The sequence below is a fragment of the Sphingomonas trueperi genome, assembly GCF_011927635.1.
In the GTDB taxonomy this organism is placed as follows: domain Bacteria; phylum Pseudomonadota; class Alphaproteobacteria; order Sphingomonadales; family Sphingomonadaceae; genus Sphingomonas; species Sphingomonas trueperi.
In genome coordinates this window covers 250,870-267,818 of sequence record NZ_JAATJB010000004.1, presented here as the reverse complement: position 1 = coordinate 267,818, position 16,949 = coordinate 250,870, and the positions used below count along the sequence as shown (strand labels likewise).

Here is a 16,949-nt window from a genome sequence, read left to right as displayed (position 1 = left end):
TCCCTTGCGGAAGCCGCCCCATTTTTATGTTCAGATTTCCAGCTGGCTGCCGAGCTCGACCACGCGGTTGGTGGGAAGCTTGAAGAACTCCATCGCGCTTTCCGCATTGCGCACCATCCAAGCGAACAGCTTCTCGCGCCAGATCGCCATGCCGGGGCGCGACGAGGGCAGCAGCGTCTGCCGGGCGAGGAAGTAGCTGGTCTCCATCGGCCGGAACGGCGCGCCGCACTCCTGGATCGCCGCAAGCGCCACCGGTACGTCGACCTCGTCCATGAAGCCATAATGGAGGACGACGCGGAAGAAGCCGTCGCCGAGCGGCTCCATGGACCTACATTCGGCGCCGCGGACGTGCGGTACCGGCTCGATCGCGACGGTGAGCAGCACGATCCGCTCGTGCAGCACCTTGTTGTGCTTGAGGTTGTGGAGCAGGGCGGGGGGGATGCTGTCCGGCGTCGAGGTGAGGAACACCGCGGTGCCCTTCACCCGCGTGGCGGTCTGCGCCGCCGAGCGGATGAACAGCGCGATCGGCATTGCGCCTTCCTGCAGCCGATCGAGCACCAGCCGGCGCCCGCGCGACCAGGTGGTCAGCAGCACGAACGCCACCGCCGCCACCAGCAGCGGGAACCAGCCGCCGTCGGGGATCTTGGTGATGTTCGAGGCGAAATAGGCGCCGTCGATCAGCAGGAAGATGCCGGTGACGAGGCCGGCGAGCAGCTTGTTCCACTTCCACACCGCGAAGGTCAGCACGCCGAGCATGCAGGCGGTGATGAACATCGTGCCGGTCACGGCGATGCCGTACGCCGAGGCGAGGTTGCTCGAGCTGCGGAAGCCCAGCGCCAGCAGCACCACCATCACCAGCAGGCCCCAATTGACCAGCGGGATGTAGATCTGTCCTGCCGCCTTGGCGCTGGTATGGAGGATGCGCAGCCGCGGCAGGAAGCCGAGCTGCACCGCCTGTTGCGAGACCGAAAAGGCCCCCGAGATCACCGCCTGGCTGGCGATCACCGTCGCCATGGTGGCGAGAATGACCAGCGGCAGGCGCGCCCAGTCCGGCGCCATCAGGAAGAAGGGGTTCTCGATCATCGCCGGATTGCGCAGGATCAGCGCCGACTGGCCCAGATAGTTGAGCATCAGGCACGGAAAGGCGACGTAGAGCCACGACACCATGATCGCGCGGCGGCCGAAATGGCCCATGTCCGCATAGAGTGCCTCGGCGCCGGTCACCGCCAGCACCACCGAGCCTAGTGCCAGGAAGGCGAGGCCGGGGTCGAGCGTGAAGAACTTGATCGCGTACCAGGGATTGAGCGCCCAGAGGATCTCTGGCGCGGCGATGATGCCGCGGATGCCGAGCACCGCGATCACCGCAAAATAGACCAGCATCACCGGCCCGAACAGCTTGCCCACGGCCGCCGTGCCGCGTGCCTGGATCGCAAACAGCGCGACGAGGATCGCCACGGTCACCGGCAGCACCAGCGGCGTGAATCCCGCCTGGACGGTAGTGAGGCCCTCGACCGCCGAGAGCACCGAGATCGCGGGCGTGATGATCGCGTCGCCATAGAAAAGCGCGGTGGCGATCACGCCGGTCATGGTGATCGCGACGCGCCAGCGCGTGTCGCCCATCTTGCGGGTGATCAGTGCGAGCAGCGCCAGGCTGCCCCCTTCGCCCTTGTTGTCGGCGCGCAGGATCAGCGCGACATATTTGATCGTGACGATCGAGGTCATCGTCCAGAAGATCAGCGATAGCACCCCGTAGATGTGCGCCGGATCCAGGGCCAGCTTGTGATGGCCGATGAAACTTTCCTTGAGCGAATATAGCGGCGACGTTCCGATGTCGCCGAACACCACGCCGATCGCGCCGATCGCCAGCGCGGCGAACCGCTCCTGATGCGGATGCGCGGGGGCATCCCCGTCGCTCGCCAACTGCTCCACTGCAGGTCTCCGTGCCCCGACCGATTCGGGGTGCCACGCGGTACGCCTGCAGATTTTCCTACACTAGAGGCATCGAGGGGCAGCCTTTGGCATCGCCAGCCGATTTCAGGACAGGTGTGGCATGTTTCCATTCGCCCAAAAGGAAAGGGCCGCACCGATTGCTCGGTACGGCCCCTGCCTTGTTGGTAGAGTCGCTCGACTCAGCCCTGCGCGTCTTCCGCAGCGGGGGCTTCGGTCGCGATCTCGCCCGGCTCGGCGTTGGGATCATAATCCTCGGTGAAGCCGGTCTCTTCGCGCTCGAACATCGCCGCCGTGACGTCGACGCCCTGCGCCTGCATCTCGGCTTCTTCCGGCGAACGTGCGACGTTGACCTTGATGGTCACCGCGACTTCCGGGTGCAGCGCGACGCGCACTTCGTACACGCCGATCGCCTTGATCGGACGGTCGAGCACGATCTGCGCCTTGTTGACCTTGTGGCCGTCGGCGGTCAGCACGTCGACCAGGTCGCGCACCGCGACCGAGCCGTACAGCTGGCCGGTGTTCGACGCCTGGCGGATCAGGGTCACCGAAACGCCTTCGAGCGTCTTCGATTCCTTCTCGGCCTCGACGCGACGGGTCGCGTTCTCGGCTTCGATGCGCTCGCGATTGGCTTCGAAGACCTTGCGGTTGGCTTCGTTGGCGCGGAGCGCCTTCTTGCGCGGCAGGAGGAAGTTACGGGCAAAGCCGTCCTTCACCTTCACCACGTCGCCGATGTGGCCGAGCTTCTCAACGCGCTCCAGCAGAATGACTTCCATGGATCCGCTCCTTACTTGACGATGTAGGGCAGCAGGCCCAGGTGACGGGCGCGCTTGATGGCCTGGGCCAGCTCGCGCTGCTTCTTCGCGCTCACCGAAGTGATGCGCGAGGGGACGATCTTGCCGCGCTCGGAGACGAAGCCCTGCAGCAGGCGGACGTCCTTATAGTCGATCCGGGGCGCATCCTTCGCGGAGAAGGGGCAGCTCTTGCGGCGGCGGAAAAAGGGTCGTGCCATGGTCTATACGCTCCTTATTCGCCTTCGAAGTTGCCATCGCGGTCACGACGGCCGCGACGCTCGCGGTCGCCCTTGCGCATCATCACCGAGGGGCCCTGCTCATGGCCGTCAACCTTGACGGTCATGTAGCGGATCACGTCTTCGTTGATCTGCGTCTGGCGCTCCAGTTCGGCGACCACGCCGGCCGGTGCGTCGATCTCGAGCATCACGTAGTGCGCCTTGCGGTTCTTGGCGATACGATAGGCGAGGCTGCGAAGACCCCAGGTCTCGGTCTTGACGACCTTGCCGTTGTTGTCTTCGACGATCTTGGTGGCGGTTTCCGCCAGCGCGTCCACTTGCGCCTGTGCCAGATCCTGGCGCGCAAGGAACACATGCTCGTACAGAGCCATTCGTTCTCTTCCTGTTGGCCGATCGCTGACGCCGCCCCATGCGGTCGCCCCTCCGGCTGTCGTCTCGATAAAGCAAACGGAGCGGACGCATTGCTGCTCCGCTCCGATCGGTCGCCCTTACGCAAATGCGGGGGCGGATGCAAGCGCAATCAGGCGGCGGCGACGCGCAGCTGCTGGCGGGCGCGGCGGCGGCGCAGGGCACCCCCGGCCATGCCGACACCGGCGATCATCATGCCCCAGGTCGCCGGCTCGGGCACGCCCGCCACTGCCGCGGAGCCGAAGAAGGCGATGTGCGACAGGTCCTTGGCATTCTTGCCGTGCGGGATGTCCATCGTGCTCCAGCTGCCGCTGCTCAGATCCGCGACCTTGTAGAGCGAGAAATAATTGCCGGCCTTCACCGCCATATAGTCGATCACATAGCCCGGCGTCGCCCAGGTGCCCGACGAGGTGCCTGCGCCGGTGATCAGGCCCGACGTGCTGCTGGTGTCGAACAGATAGTTGAGCGTGATGTTCGGCTGCGCGCTCGGGACGAAATTGTTGTAGACGTTGTAGACGAGCTCCGCCTGCTTGTAGCTGTTCGGATTGAAGACGTTGTCGTTGCCGTTGATATTGCCCAGAAACAGGCATCCGCTCGAGGCCGCGACCGACGAGCACTTTCCAGGAACGATGATCGAGGCATTTGCGGCGCAAGGTGCTGCCGCGATCAGGGCGGCCGCGCCGGCCAGCATCGTCTTCATCTTCATTTCAAATCCTCCCGCTACTGCATCAGTGAACTTGAGAGGACGGTACGGCTGACGTGTAACTGTAACAACGATAAGGACTTTGGTTAATCGTGCCAAAAGCGGGCAACTGCCCCAGATCGCTACAGTCGATGGGCTGATGGGGTGAAGGGTCGACTTGTCGGTTGGATGCTGCTCGGCATCGACTTTGTGGCGGGTGTAGCCGAGCGGCAGGCTTGCGTCCGCCCCATGTCTCGCCGTAACGCGCTCGCCCATTCACGGCGCTTCCGCAGGAGACATAGTTATGCGCGCGTTTCTTTTCCCCGGCCAGGGCAGCCAGGCCGTCGGCATGGGCAAGGCCTTGGCCGAAGCGAGCCCCGCCGCGCGCGAAGTGTTCCAGGAAGTCGACGAGGCGCTGGGCCAGAACCTCTTCAAGTTGATGAGCGAGGGCCCCGAAGGCGACCTGACGCTGACCGCCAACGCCCAGCCGGCGATCATGGCCAACGCCATCGCTGTGCTGCGCGTGCTCGAGAAGGAAGGCGGCATCCGCCTGGCCGACAAGGCCGATTGCGTCGCGGGCCATTCGCTCGGCGAATATACCGCGCTGTGCGCCGCCGGCGCGCTCGACCTGTCCACGACCGCGAAGCTGCTGCGGAAGCGCGGCGATGCGATGCAGTCGGCGGTGCCGGTGGGCGAGGGGGCGATGGCGGCGCTGCTCGGGGCCGATCTCGTCAAGGCGCAGGCGATCGCCGATGCCGCGGCCGAGGGTGAGGTGTGCACCGTCGCCAACGACAATGATCCCACCCAGGTGGTGATTTCGGGCGCCCGCGCCGCGATCGAGCGCGCGGTGGCCATCGCCAAGGACCACGGCGCCAAGCGCGCGCTGCTGCTGCCGGTCTCGGCGCCGTTCCACTGCCCGCTGATGCAGCCCGCCGCCGACGCGATGGCCGCCGCGCTCGCCGAGGTGGCGATCCAGGCGCCGCTGGTGCCGGTCTATGCCAACGTAACTGCGGCCCTGGTCGCCGACCCGGCGACGATCCGCACTCTGCTCGTCGAGCAGGTGACCGGCATGGTCCGCTGGCGCGAATCGGTTTCGGCGATGTTCGATGCGGGCGTGCATGATTTCGTCGAGCTGGGCGGCAAGGTGCTCGGCGGCATGGTCAAGCGCATCACTCCGGATGCCGGCGTGACCAGCGTGGTGTCGATGTATGACATTGAAGCGCTCGTGAAGGCGCTCTGAGGAGATACGGGAAATGTTCGATCTTACGGGAATGACCGCGCTCGTCACGGGCGCATCGGGCGGCATCGGTTCGGCGATCGCCAAGGCGCTCGCGGCACAAGGCGCCAAGCTCGCGGTGTCGGGTTCCAATGCCGAGAAGCTGGAAGCCTTCCGCGCCGGCCTGGGCGGCGAGCATGTCGCGTTGACCTGCAACCTCTCCGATCGCCCGGCGGTAGATGCGCTGGTACCACAGGCGGTGGAAGCGCTGGGTGGCAAGCTCGACATCCTCGTCAACAATGCCGGCGTTACCCGCGACAATCTTGCGATGCGGATGAAGGACGAGGAGTGGGAGCAGGTGATCCAGGTCAATCTGGAAGCCGCGTTCCGCCTGATGCGCGCCGCCGCCAAGCCGATGATGAAGGCGCGCTTCGGCCGCATGATCTCGATCACCTCGGTCGTCGGTGCAACCGGCAATCCGGGCCAGGCCAACTATGCCGCGTCCAAGGCCGGCCTGGTCGGCATGTCCAAGGCGCTGGCGCAGGAACTCGCGAGCCGCAACATCACCGTCAACTGCGTCGCGCCGGGCTTCATCCGGTCGGCGATGACGGACGTTTTGCCGGATGCGCAGAAAGAGGCGCTGCTCGGCCGCATTCCTGCCGGAAAGCTGGGCGAGGGCGAAGATATCGGTGCGGCGGTCGTCTATCTCGCCAGCAAGGAAGCGGCCTATGTCACCGGCCAGACCTTGCATGTGAACGGCGGGATGGCGATGCTCTGAGCCGAGCAGCCGGGGGGCGTGGAGTAGGAAGACGATGCGTTTGATTGTTGCTGCAGCACTTGCACTTGCCACCGCAGCCCCGGCCTTCGCGGCGCCGGCCGATCCCACCTCGATTGTCTGCGTCGGGCAGAAGCTCGACGCGGCGGTGAAGGCGCAGCTGGCCGCCGATGTCGAGCGGAACCTGGGAACGCCCGGTCAGCGGCCGCGCTATTCGGCGGCGGTCACCCGCGGGCTCAACGACGCTACCACCGCCTGCGCCAATGAGCGCGGGTGGAGCGGCGCGGCAGCCACTGCCTCCGGCGTCTATGCATTGGCGGAAGTGGGCCTGCCGGTGGCGAAGCGCGTGGTCCAGGCGAAGGGCTTCGACCCCGCGACGCTCGACCAGCAGTTCGCCGCACTGCCCGAAGAGGTGCGCCGCAAGCCGCTGACCCCCAAGGCGACGCAGGACCTGATCCGCGCCGCCGTTACCGATGAAGCGCAACAGACCCGCGCCAATGCGGAACTGCTCGCGCAATATTTTGCGTTTCTCAACACGCTGGAATATGCTTCAGCCGACTTTTCCCGATAACGGGAGCGGGCCCTTGCGGCACCCTCTTGCAACCGCCCCGGCGGCATTCTAGGTGCGGGAAAACGGATTCAGAGCCCCATCACAAAGGAAAACAGGGACCATGGCCAACCAGGAAGAGATCACCACCCGCGTGCAGGCGCTCGTTGTCGACCATCTCGGCGTCGACGCCAAGGACGTGGTGCCGACCGCGAGCTTCACCGATGACCTCGGCGCGGACAGCCTCGACATCGTCGAGCTGGTGATGGCCTTCGAGGAAGAATTCGGGGTCGAGATCCCGGACGACGCCGCGGAGAAGATCAGCACCGTCGGCGACGCCGTTGCCTACATCTCCGAGCATCAGCAGGGCTGACGCTCGAAACGCGCTCCCGGCCCGATGGGCAGGAATTGCGACTAGGCGGCTTCCCGTCCCGTGCCTTTGGCGATGCGGACGGGGAGCCGTTTTGTATTACGAACGAACCGAACAGAAATTGACTGGAGAACTGCCATGCGCCGCGTAGTCGTGACCGGCCTGGGCCTCGTCACCCCGCTGGGGGCCGATGTCGAAACCGCCTGGAAGAACATCCTCGCCAGCAAGTCCGGCGCGGGCACGATCACCAAGTTCGACGCGACGGATTTCCAGAGCAACTATGCCTGCGAAGTGAAGCCGGCCGATCATGAATATGGCTTCGATGCCGGCAAGCGCGTCGACCACAAGATCCAGCGCCAGGTCGATCCGTTCATCGTCTTCGGCATCGATGCCGCCGGCCAGGCGATCGAGGATGCCGGCCTCACCGACATGCCCGAAGAGATGCGCTTCCGCGCCGGCTGCTCGATCGGTTCGGGCATCGGTGGCCTGCCGGGTATCGAGAGCGAATCGCTCGTCCTCGCCGAGAAGGGCCCGAAGCGGGTTTCGCCGCACTTCGTTCATGGCCGCCTGATCAACCTGATCTCCGGCCAGGTCTCGATCAAGTATGGGCTGATGGGTCCGAACCACGCGGTGGTCACCGCCTGCTCGACCGGCGCCCACTCGATCGGCGACGCCGCGCGGATGATCGCGATGGACGATGCCGACATCATGCTCGCCGGCGGCGCGGAAAGCACCGTGTGCCCGATCGGCATCGCCGGCTTCGGCCAGGCGCGTGCGCTCTCCACCGGATTCCGCGACGATCCCACCAAGGCAAGCCGCCCCTGGGACAAGGACCGCGACGGCTTCGTCATGGGCGAAGGCGCGGGCGTTGTCGTGCTCGAGGAATATGAGCATGCCAAGCGCCGCGGGGCGAAGATCTACGCCGAAGTCGTCGGCTATGGCCTGTCGGGCGACGCCTATCACGTGACCGCGCCGCATCCGGAAGGCTCGGGCGCGTTCCGTTCGATGCAGATGGCGATGCGCAAGTCGGGCCTTGCGCTCGGCGACATCGATTACATCAACGCGCACGGCACCTCGACGCCGATGGGCGACGAGCTCGAACTGGGCGCGGTGCGTCGCCTGTTCGGTGACGACATCGGCGGCGCGTCGATGAGCTCGACCAAGTCGGCGATCGGCCACCTGCTCGGCGGTGCCGGTGCGGTGGAAAGCATCTTCTGCATTCTTGCGCTGCGCGACCAGATCGTGCCGCCGACGCTCAACCTCGACAATCCGAGCGACAATTGCGTGGGCATCGATCTCGTGCCGCACGTCGCCAAGCAGCGGAAGGTGAAGGCCGTGCTGAACAACTCGTTCGGCTTCGGCGGCACCAATGCCAGCTTGGTGATGAAGGCGCTCTGATCCGATGGCGAAGAACGCGCGACCTCGACCCGCCAGGCGTGCGCCCGCACGCAGGAGCCGGGGGCCGCGCGTCCTTCTCGTCGCCGCGCTGCTGCTGGTCGCGGCCTTTGGCGGGGGCTGGTTCCTTTGGGCAGGGCCGGGGCCGGCAACGCAGGAACTGAGCGTCGTCGTGCCCGAGGGCGCGACACTCTCCCGCGCCGCCCGGCAGCTGGAAAAGGCGGGGGCGATCACGTCGCGCCCGATCTTTCTGACCTTCGCCAAGGCGTTCGGCGGCAATGGCACGATACGCGCCGGCGAATATCGCATCGCGCCGCGGAGCAGCGCGCGCCAGATCCTCGCGATGCTGCAGGATGGCAAGACGCTGCAGCGGCTGGTGACGGTGCCCGAGGGAATGCCCTCGATCCTCGTCGCCGAGGCGCTGGCCAAGGCGCCCGCGCTCACCGGCACCGCCAAGACGCCAGAAGAGGGCTCGGTGCTGCCCGACAGCTATGCCTATGTGCGCGACGAACCGCGTGCGGCGGTGCTGGCGCGGATGCAGAAGGCAATGACCGACTATCTCGCCAAGGCGTGGGCCAAGCGTGACAAGGCGCTCGTGGTGACGACGCCGCGCGAGGCGATCATCCTCGCCTCGATCGTCGAGAAGGAAACGGCCAAGCCGGCCGAGCGCACCACGGTGGCTGCGGTCTATGCCAATCGACTGAAGGCGGGCATGCCGCTCCAGGCCGATCCGACGATCATCTACCCGATCACCAAGGGCAAGCCGCTCGGCCGTCGCATCCTCCAGTCGGAGCTGCGGACGAAGAACGGTTACAACACCTATGCGATGCGCGGCCTGCCCGAGGGCCCGATCGCCAATCCGGGGCGCGCCTCGATCGACGCGGTGCTGCACCCGGCGCAGTCCAAGGCGCTGTACTTCGTGGCCGACGGCACCGGCGGTCATGTCTTCGCCGAGACCTATGAACAGCACCAGGCGAACGTGGCGAAGTGGTACGCCATCCGCCGTGCGCGCGGGGAAATGTAACGCGACTTTCGCGCGCTTGTCTCGACGGCGCAGCCATGTAACAAAGTCTCCCTGATCCAAGAACATAGGGGGATTTGAATGCGTCGTGCTGCCTTTCTGTGCCTGTTGCTCGCCACCACCAGCCCGGCTTGGGCGCAGGACAAGCCGGCGGCAAAGGGCCCGGACCACCGCGAGCAGATGAAGGCCGAGGCCGAGGCCGCCTGGGCCAAGCCTTCGGTGGAGGAAACGACGGCGGTCAGCCATGGCGCCGTCACCGTCGGCGGCCAGCGGATCGCCTATACCGCCACCGCCGGCACGCTCACCATCCGCGACGATGACGGCAAGCCCACCGCCTCCTATTTCTACACCGCGTACACCCGTGACGGAGCGGCGCGCGAGCAGCGGCCGGTGACCTTCTTCTACAATGGCGGGCCGGGATCGCCGACGATCTGGTTGCACATGGGCAGCTTCGCGCCGGTCCGCGTCACCACCGCCAATCCCGAATATATCCGCCCGGCACCCTATGGCTTCGGCCCCAATCCGGATTCGCTGATCGACAAGAGCGACCTCGTCTTCATCGACGCGCTCGGCGCCGGCTGGTCGCGGCCGCTGGGGGACAAGACCGGCAAGGATTTCTGGGGCGTCGACCAGGATGCCGACGGCTTTGCCCGCGCGATCCTGCGCTACACCAGCAAGTTCGATCGCTGGCCTTCGCCGAAGTTCCTGTTCGGCGAAAGCTATGGCACGCTGCGCAACCCGGTGGTCGCGGCCAAGCTGGAGGATGCGGGGCTGAGCCTCAACGGCATGGTCCAGTTCTCGACGATCATGAACTATGGTGTTCGCCAGCCCGGCTACGACCAGAATTTCCTCACCCTGTTCCCGACCATGGCGGCGACGGCCTGGTATCATAACCGGCTGCAGAACCGCCCCGCGGACCTGCCGACCTTCCTCGCCGAGGTTCGCGCCTTCACCAGCGGACCCTATGCCGCGGCGCTCGCCAAGGGCTCGGCCATCTCGGCCGAGGAGAAGGCGGCGGTGGCCAGGAAGATGTCCGAATACACCGGCATCAGCGAGGCTTACATCCTGCGCGCCGACCTGCGCCTGACCCTGCCGCGCTTCCAGACCGAGCTGCTGCGCGATCGTCGCCTTGCCGTCGGCCGGCTGGACTCGCGCTACCTGCTCAACATGACCGACGCCAATGCCGACAGCCCGAGCGACGATCCGGCCTCGACCGCGGTCACCGGCGCCTTCGTCGCCACCTTCCAGGACTATGCGACGCGCGTGCTCGGCTACAAGACCGACATGCCCTATCGCATGACGGCGCGCGGCCCCGGCTTCGACTGGGACTGGAAGCACCGCGCGCCCGACGGCAGCGGCACCCATCTCGCCCCGGACAGTGCCGTCGACCTGGCCTATACGATGCGGACCAATCCGTATCTGAAGGTGCTCTTCATGAACGGCTATTACGACTTCGCCACCCCGTTCTACGGCGCGGAGTTCGACGTCAGCCACATGCTGCTCGATGCGCAGCTGCAGAAGAACATCCGCTTCACCTATTATGACGCGGGCCACATGGTCTACCTCAACCCCACGACCATGCCGCAGATGCACCGCGACCTCGCGGCCTGGTATGACGAGGCGCTGCGCACTGCCGCCTCCGCCCAGCCGCCGGCTCGGCCCGCCGCCAAGGCAGCCCAGAACTGACGCTGGACAAGGAGGAGTGCCAGCTGGGCGCTCCTCCACCTCCGCATAATTCCGGAAGGTCCAGTTCGACTGTTGTTAGCATTTGAAAACGTTTCGATTCGTTTTGCTGCGAATGCGAAATAAGTCATACGAAAAAGAATCTCTCGAACTGCATCGCTCTATAACAATCCGGAATGGACATATCCGGAGGTCGTGGTGCGCTTTTTGAATGATATCAGCATTGGTAACCGGTTATTTATCATAGGCGCGGGGTCGCTGGTCGGCCTGGTGCTGGTCATTCTTCTGTCGATCAACCAGCTCGACAGCTCGCTCACCAAGAGTTTTCAAGAACGAACCAAGCAGGCGGTGGACATCGCCTATAGCCAGCTGGACTATTACGAAGCCGAGCAGCGCGCCGGCCGGATGCGGCAGGCGGACGCCCAGGCCGCCGCCAAGAAGGTGATCGGTTCGATGCGCTTCGGCGCGAGCGACTATTTCTTCATTCTCGACACCAATCACATGATGGTGATGCACCCGGTGAAGCCGGAGAAGGTCGGCAAGTCGGCCTATGACAGCACCGATGCCGCGGGCGCCCATCATTTCCGCGAGATGGTGAAGGTCGCTGCCGAGCAGGGCGCCGGCGTCGTATCGTACGAATATGAACTGCCGGGCGGGAAGGGCATCAAGTCCAAGATCTCGTACGTCCGCGCCTTCAAGCCCTGGGGCTGGGTGGTCGCGACCGGCGTGTTCGACGAGGAAATCCAGGCAGCGGTGCAGGATGCCGAGATCAAGCTCGCCATGGCAGCGCTGGTGATCGTGCTGGTGCTGGTCGTCGCCGTCCTCTTCGTCAGTCGCTCGATCACGCTGCCGCTCGGCGCCATCACCGCCCGGATGCGCAGCCTGGCCGGCGGCGACACGGCCGCGGCGATCCCGGGCTCGGGCCGCAAGGACGAGATCGGCGCGATGGCAGGGGCGCTGGAGGTGTTCCGCCAGAATGCCGAGGCCAAGGTCCATGCCGAGGCCGCCAAGGCCGCCGCGGACGCCGACCAGCAGACGATCGTCCAGCTGCTCTCGGAAAAGCTCCACGCCATGTCCGAGGGCGACCTGACGAGCGCGATCACCACCCAGGTACCGCCAGCGTACGGCAGCCTCCGCGACAACTTCAACACCGCGCTGGAGAATCTCCGCGAGCTGATCGGCGTGCTGTCCGAGGCCTCGCGCAGCATCGAGACCGGCTCGACCGAGATCTCGGCGGCGTCGGACGATCTCGCCCGCCGCACCGAAAGCAACGCCGCCAGCCTCGAGCAGACCTCGGCCGCGCTCCAGCAGATGAACGATCGCCTCAAGTCGAGCGCCGACGCGGCCGACAAGACGGTGGGCTTCACCCAGGAAGCGATCGGCATCGTCGACTCCGGCCGTACCACCGCCACCGATGCAACGGCGGCAATGGAGCGGGTGTCCGAAAGCGCGCGCGGCATCGACACCGTGATCGAGGGCGTCGACAAGATCGCCTTCCAGACCCGCGTCCTTGCGATGAACGCCGCCGTCGAGGCCGGTCGGGCAGGCGAGGCGGGCCGTGGCTTTGCCGTCGTCGCCGACCTCGTCTCGGCGTTGGCGATGCGCGCGGAAGAAGAGGCCCGCCGTGCCCGCGAACAGCTCACCACTACCCAGGCCGACATCGTCGTCGCGGTGGACTCGGTGAAGAAGGTCGATGCGGCGCTCGCCAACATCACCAGCAGCGTCAGCCAGGTGCACGAGTTCATCGAGGTGGTCGCCATCGACAATCGCGCCCAGTCCTCGGCGATCAGCGAGATCGCCACGGCGGTCGGTGTGATGGACCATTCGACCCAGCAGAACGCGGCGATGGTGGAGCAGACCTCCGCTGCCGCCCGCAACCTGGCCGGCGAGGTGAGCGGCCTCACCCAGCAGGCGGCGCGGTTCAAGATCGGCAACGCAGCGCCGGTACGTGCGCGGGCGCGCTCGGCATCCGCCGCGCCCCGTCCGGCTCCGGCAGCGGCACCCCGCGCGGCACCGGCCATGGCCGGTGCCGAGGAGTGGGCGAGCTTCTGATTGCCCGGCGGGCAGTGCCGCGACGGCACCGCCCGCCACCTTCGCAAGACCCGATATCCGGGGGCGGCCCGCCGCCCTCCCGAGGCGCAGCATTGCCCCGTTCACAGGGACAGGGACGAGGCATTGCGGCGCCGTGCCAGCACGGATTTTCCCATGTCGCGTTCCCAATTGTTCCTGCCCCTGGTCGCCACGATCGGCCTCTCGCTCGGCGCCGCGCCCGCATTCGCCCAGACCGAAGCGGCGATCGAACCCGCCGCACTGCTGGTGATCGCCGAAGTGCCCCAGGACGGGCCGCAGCAGAGCATCCCGCCGCAGAAGTCGACGCCCCCCGCCGAGGCGGTGACGCCGCGCGCGCCTTCCTCCCCGGCCACCTTCACCTATCCGTCGCAGGCCGACGGGTTCGGCATCAAGCTGGGCGGCTACAACACCTCGCGCTGGGCCGAGGACTGGCGCGGCATGCGCAATCCCAAGAAGCGCGACGATCCGCTCGATCGGCTGAAATATCTGCCGATCGCCGGGGATGGCCTGGCCTATGTCACGCTGTCGGGTGAGATCCGGCTGCGCGAGCAGCTCGTATCGCAGCCCGGGCTCTCCAAGGGGCCGCATCGCGAGGAGCAGCTGCTGCGCATCTTCGCCGGCGCGGACGTGCATGTCGGCCCGCTGCGCGCCTATGGCGAGCTCGCTCATGGCGGGCTGTCCGGGTACAATATCGGCACGCCGGCGGGCAAATCGCGCAACGACCTGTTCGCCCAGCAATATTTCGTCGAGCTGAGCGGCACCGTGCTGCCGGGCGTCAGTGCCGGGGTGCGCTATGGCCGGCAGGAGTTCACCGACGGTGCGCCGGGGCTGATCTCGGTGAAGGACGACAACTCGATGCACACGGAGCTCAACGGCGGCCGTGCCTGGGTGTCGTTCGCGCAGTTCCGCGCCGATCTGTTCGATTTCAAGCAGACCACGCTCGGCCTGGGCGGCAGCGGCGACGACCGGATCGACGACGGTACGCGATTCTCGGGCGTCACCTTCGGCGTCGTCCTCGCCAACCAGGCCAAGCGCAAGATCTTCTTCGATCCCTTCTTCTGGCGCGAGCGCAACGACATGTTGAAGTGGGGCAAGACCAGCGGGGTCGAAATCCGCCATTATTACGGCGCCCGCCTTTGGGGCAGCATGGGCAAGCTGACCTTCGACTGGCTGGTCAACCACCAGGGCGGCGACCTTGCCGGCCGGCCGATCGATGCCTGGTTCCTCCAGGCGGCGCAGACCTACAGCCTGAGCAAGAAGGGGCTGAAGCCCAAGCCCGGCATCCATTTCGACTATGGCAGCGGCGGCGGTGCCTATGGCACCGGCACGATCCGCAACACGCGGGTGATCACCGCCGGGTCGATCGCCTATAGCTACCAGCTGGTGCTTGGCCTGAGCAATCTGTTCCAGGTCTCGCCGAACGTCACCATTTCGCCGAGCAAGTCGCTCGACCTCACCGCCGAGCTGCAGCACAGCCTGCGTGTCGACGCGACCGACGCCGTTTATCGCGGCGCCGGCACCGCCTATGCGGGCACCCAGCTGGTGAAGGGCGCGCATGTCGGCGACGCGGCGCGGCTGCAGGCGACCTGGAAGGTCAGCCCGCGCGTCTCGGTGATCGGCCGCTACGAATATTTCGAGCCCGGCGCGGTGCTCAAGGCAGTGGGATCGAAGGGATCGCATTTCCTCGCCGGCTGGATCAGCTTGCGTTTCTGAGGCCGCAAAAGTTCCGAAAGTTCCGGGAAATCGACATCAGCGCGATCCCGGCCGCGACGCGGGCGGGGCTGGTTCCAGCGCCGCCCGCGCTTCGCGTTCGTAGCGCTGCATCGGCTCGCCATAGCAGGCGGCGAACAGCAGCCGACTGTCGAAGCGGCGGCGATGCCCGATGATCTTGCCGCGCCGCGTGATCGGCACCAGTCGCCCTTCGCGGGCGATCTCCATCGCCAGATCGAGCGCCATCAGCCGGCCCTGGTCGACCGCCGCATCCCAGGCGCGGACGAAGCCGGCCGCATCGGGGCGGGTGCGCAGCCGCCGCGCGCTCTGCGGCGTCATCCCCACCGCGCGCGCCGCCGCGGCGACGCCGCCATGGCTGGCGAGCTCGGCGATGAAGGCGCGCTGCCGCTCGGCGCTCCAGCCATCGACGCGCGGGCTGGTGGCGACCGGCGCGAAGTCGAAGGGATCGTCGTCTTCGGGCTGCATGGAGCCGAGGATAGGCATGGATCGCATCTGTAGGAAAGCGATTTGTTTCTCATTTGTTCTTTTTGCAAGCGGCGGGGAGGTCGCGTTTCGGGAGCGGCTGTGGCAGGGGGGGGCCATGCCGATCACGCCCCATATCCTCGTCGATGCCGATGCCTGCCCGGTGAAGGAGGAAATCTACAAGGTCGCCTGGCGGATGGAGGTGCCGGTGACGATCGTGAGCAACGCCCATTTGCGCATTCCGCAGCACCCGCTGCTCACCCGCGTGGTGGTGAGCGACGGGTTCGACGCCGCCGACGACTGGATCGCCGACCATGCCGATGCCGGTTCGGTGGTGATCACCGCGGATATCCTGCTCGCCGATCGCTGCCTCAAGGCCGGCGCGGCGGCGGTGCTCGCGCCCAACGGCAAGCCTTTCACGACCAGTTCGATCGGCAGCGCGGTGGCGGTGCGCGCGATCATGGCCGATCTGCGCGCCGGCGGCGATCGCATCGGCGGGCCGCCGCCCTTCGGCAAGGAAGACCGCTCGCGCTTCCTGTCCGCGCTCGATGCGGCGCTGGTGCGAGCGAAGCGCGCCGCTGCCGGATGATCTGGAATATAGCCGGCTAAGCTGTTGATCAATTACGGGACAGCGACGGAATCGCTTGTCTTGACTCCACCATGGTTTGGGATACTCCACCGTTAACTATCAATGCATGGGGATGCATTCCGGGGAGGTCTTGCGATGCAAAGTCGAGTTCTGGCGAGCGCAGCGTTGCTGCTTGCCGCCGTTGGCACCACGCCTGCCCTCGCGGCGGACTTCTACCTCTTCAACAATTCGCCCAGCGGCTCGGTCAAGCTTACGGTGAACGGGGCCGGCAGCATCAATGCCTTCCAGACCGGCTGGTTCGACAGCAACGGCACGCACTATAACGCTTGGACCAATTACTTCACCGGCAGCGTGACCAGCTGGGGCTCGACGACGGAGTATCGCTCCTTCTTCAGCTTCTTCCCGACGGGACCGGTGACCAGTGCATCGCTGACCATCGGCAACGCGCTCGTCGACGGCTATGGCAATGCGACCGGGCGGCCGCTCGAGCTGACGCTGTACGACGTGACCAGCTCGATCGTCGGGCTGCAGCAATATAATGGTGCCGAGGGCATTTTCGACGATCTCGGCTCGGGCGCGGTACTCGGCAAGATCACCGTGAGCGCCGGGGCCGCGGGCTATACGATCGAGCTGAACCAGGCCGGCGTCGATGCGATCAACGCCGCCTATGCCGGCGTGGGCCCCTTCACCGTCGGCGCGCGCCTGACCGCCAGCCCGGTACCCGAGCCGGCGGCATGGGCGCTGATGCTCGGCGGCTTCGGGCTGATGGGCGGCGCGCTCCGCGCCCGGCGGCGGCGGACTTCGGTCACCTGCGCCTAAGCGGGCGACCTGCCCGGCTCAGTGCAGCTTGGCGATCGACAGCCCGTCGAGCTTGGCGCGTTCCTTCACCGATTCCTCGCTGCGGGTGAGCGCCTTGGCGATGGCGCGCAGCGGCATGCCCTTCTTGGCGAGGGTGTGGAGCTTTTGCAGCTCGTCGGGGCGCCAGGGCTGGCGGTGTCGTTCGAAGCGTTCGGCCATGGCGCG

The 16,949-nt window shown here is 66.3% G+C and carries 18 protein-coding genes; 11 read left to right on the top strand and 7 right to left on the bottom strand.

Annotation, left to right across the window (positions count from 1 at the left end; translation table 11 throughout):
* Nucleotides 1–30 precede the first annotated feature (30 nt).
* The 5 genes from GGR89_RS09060 to GGR89_RS22265 all read right to left on the bottom strand — a co-directional run bounded on the left by GGR89_RS09060 (nucleotide 31) and on the right by GGR89_RS22265 (nucleotide 4,091).
* Entirely contained in the window at nucleotides 31–1,929 is a 1,899-nt protein-coding gene (locus tag GGR89_RS09060; RefSeq protein ID WP_425338752.1) for a potassium transporter Kup, read from the bottom strand.
* 200 nt (nucleotides 1,930–2,129) lie between these two features.
* A complete protein-coding gene (rplI, locus tag GGR89_RS09055; protein ID WP_125977146.1) occupies nucleotides 2,130–2,723 on the bottom strand; it encodes a 50S ribosomal protein L9 in 594 nt (197 codons plus the stop codon).
* 11 nt (nucleotides 2,724–2,734) lie between these two features.
* Complete coding sequence (rpsR, locus tag GGR89_RS09050; RefSeq protein ID WP_010543816.1) at nucleotides 2,735–2,959, bottom strand: 30S ribosomal protein S18; 225 nt, start codon at nucleotides 2,957–2,959, stop codon at nucleotides 2,735–2,737.
* A 14-nt stretch (nucleotides 2,960–2,973) separates the two neighbouring features.
* Nucleotides 2,974–3,348, bottom strand: a complete 375-nt coding sequence (gene rpsF, locus GGR89_RS09045; protein ID WP_125977145.1) for a 30S ribosomal protein S6 — start codon at nucleotides 3,346–3,348, stop codon at nucleotides 2,974–2,976.
* 149 nt (nucleotides 3,349–3,497) lie between these two features.
* Complete coding sequence (locus GGR89_RS22265) at nucleotides 3,498–4,091, bottom strand: PEPxxWA-CTERM sorting domain-containing protein (RefSeq protein WP_241213258.1); 594 nt, start codon at nucleotides 4,089–4,091, stop codon at nucleotides 3,498–3,500.
* 280 nt (nucleotides 4,092–4,371) lie between these two features.
* On the opposite strand from GGR89_RS22265, the gene fabD reads away from it, so the two are divergent.
* The 9 genes from fabD (at nucleotide 4,372) to GGR89_RS08995 (ending at nucleotide 14,857) form a co-directional block, all read left to right on the top strand.
* The gene (gene fabD, locus GGR89_RS09035; RefSeq protein ID WP_125977144.1) at nucleotides 4,372–5,307 is read left to right on the top strand and encodes an ACP S-malonyltransferase; all 936 of its coding nucleotides are present in this window, start codon (nucleotides 4,372–4,374) and stop codon (nucleotides 5,305–5,307) included.
* Between the two features lie 13 nt (nucleotides 5,308–5,320).
* Nucleotides 5,321–6,061, top strand: a complete 741-nt coding sequence (gene fabG / locus GGR89_RS09030) for a 3-oxoacyl-[acyl-carrier-protein] reductase (RefSeq protein WP_125977143.1) — start codon at nucleotides 5,321–5,323, stop codon at nucleotides 6,059–6,061.
* Nucleotides 6,062–6,095: 34 nt separating this feature from the next.
* Nucleotides 6,096–6,629: a hypothetical protein gene (locus GGR89_RS09025; protein ID WP_125977142.1), complete on the top strand. Its 534-nt coding sequence runs from the start codon at nucleotides 6,096–6,098 to the stop codon at nucleotides 6,627–6,629.
* A gap of 100 nt (nucleotides 6,630–6,729) precedes the next feature.
* On the top strand, nucleotides 6,730–6,978 hold the full coding sequence (locus GGR89_RS09020; protein WP_010543822.1) for an acyl carrier protein: 249 nt from the start codon (nucleotides 6,730–6,732) through the stop codon (nucleotides 6,976–6,978).
* Nucleotides 6,979–7,113: 135 nt separating this feature from the next.
* The gene (gene fabF / locus GGR89_RS09015; protein WP_125977141.1) at nucleotides 7,114–8,373 is read left to right on the top strand and encodes a beta-ketoacyl-ACP synthase II; all 1,260 of its coding nucleotides are present in this window, start codon (nucleotides 7,114–7,116) and stop codon (nucleotides 8,371–8,373) included.
* Nucleotides 8,374–8,377: 4 nt separating this feature from the next.
* Nucleotides 8,378–9,394 (top strand): endolytic transglycosylase MltG, encoded by a 1,017-nt coding sequence (gene mltG, locus GGR89_RS09010; RefSeq protein ID WP_125977140.1) that lies wholly within the window; start codon nucleotides 8,378–8,380, stop codon nucleotides 9,392–9,394.
* Nucleotides 9,395–9,472: 78 nt separating this feature from the next.
* On the top strand, nucleotides 9,473–11,077 hold the full coding sequence (locus GGR89_RS09005) for a S10 family peptidase (RefSeq protein ID WP_125977139.1): 1,605 nt from the start codon (nucleotides 9,473–9,475) through the stop codon (nucleotides 11,075–11,077).
* A gap of 267 nt (nucleotides 11,078–11,344) precedes the next feature.
* Nucleotides 11,345–13,126: a methyl-accepting chemotaxis protein gene (locus tag GGR89_RS09000; RefSeq protein ID WP_241218041.1), complete on the top strand. Its 1,782-nt coding sequence runs from the start codon at nucleotides 11,345–11,347 to the stop codon at nucleotides 13,124–13,126.
* A 153-nt stretch (nucleotides 13,127–13,279) separates the two neighbouring features.
* A complete protein-coding gene (locus GGR89_RS08995) occupies nucleotides 13,280–14,857 on the top strand; it encodes an alginate export family protein (RefSeq protein WP_241218040.1) in 1,578 nt (525 codons plus the stop codon).
* A gap of 36 nt (nucleotides 14,858–14,893) precedes the next feature.
* On the opposite strand, the gene GGR89_RS08990 is transcribed toward GGR89_RS08995, so the two are convergent.
* Nucleotides 14,894–15,340, bottom strand: coding sequence for a hypothetical protein (locus GGR89_RS08990; protein ID WP_125977137.1), 447 nt, complete (start codon nucleotides 15,338–15,340; stop codon nucleotides 14,894–14,896).
* Between the two features lie 115 nt (nucleotides 15,341–15,455).
* Here GGR89_RS08990 and GGR89_RS08985 point away from each other — a divergent pair, with 115 nt between their 5' ends.
* Nucleotides 15,456–15,926: a YaiI/YqxD family protein gene (locus tag GGR89_RS08985; RefSeq protein ID WP_125977136.1), complete on the top strand. Its 471-nt coding sequence runs from the start codon at nucleotides 15,456–15,458 to the stop codon at nucleotides 15,924–15,926.
* Between the two features lie 135 nt (nucleotides 15,927–16,061).
* Nucleotides 16,062–16,745 (top strand): PEPxxWA-CTERM sorting domain-containing protein, encoded by a 684-nt coding sequence (locus GGR89_RS08980; protein WP_125977135.1) that lies wholly within the window; start codon nucleotides 16,062–16,064, stop codon nucleotides 16,743–16,745.
* 18 nt (nucleotides 16,746–16,763) lie between these two features.
* Here GGR89_RS08980 and GGR89_RS08975 read toward each other — a convergent pair whose 3' ends face one another.
* On the bottom strand, nucleotides 16,764–16,943 hold the full coding sequence (locus GGR89_RS08975; protein WP_010543827.1) for a hypothetical protein: 180 nt from the start codon (nucleotides 16,941–16,943) through the stop codon (nucleotides 16,764–16,766).
* Nucleotides 16,944–16,949 lie beyond the last annotated feature (6 nt).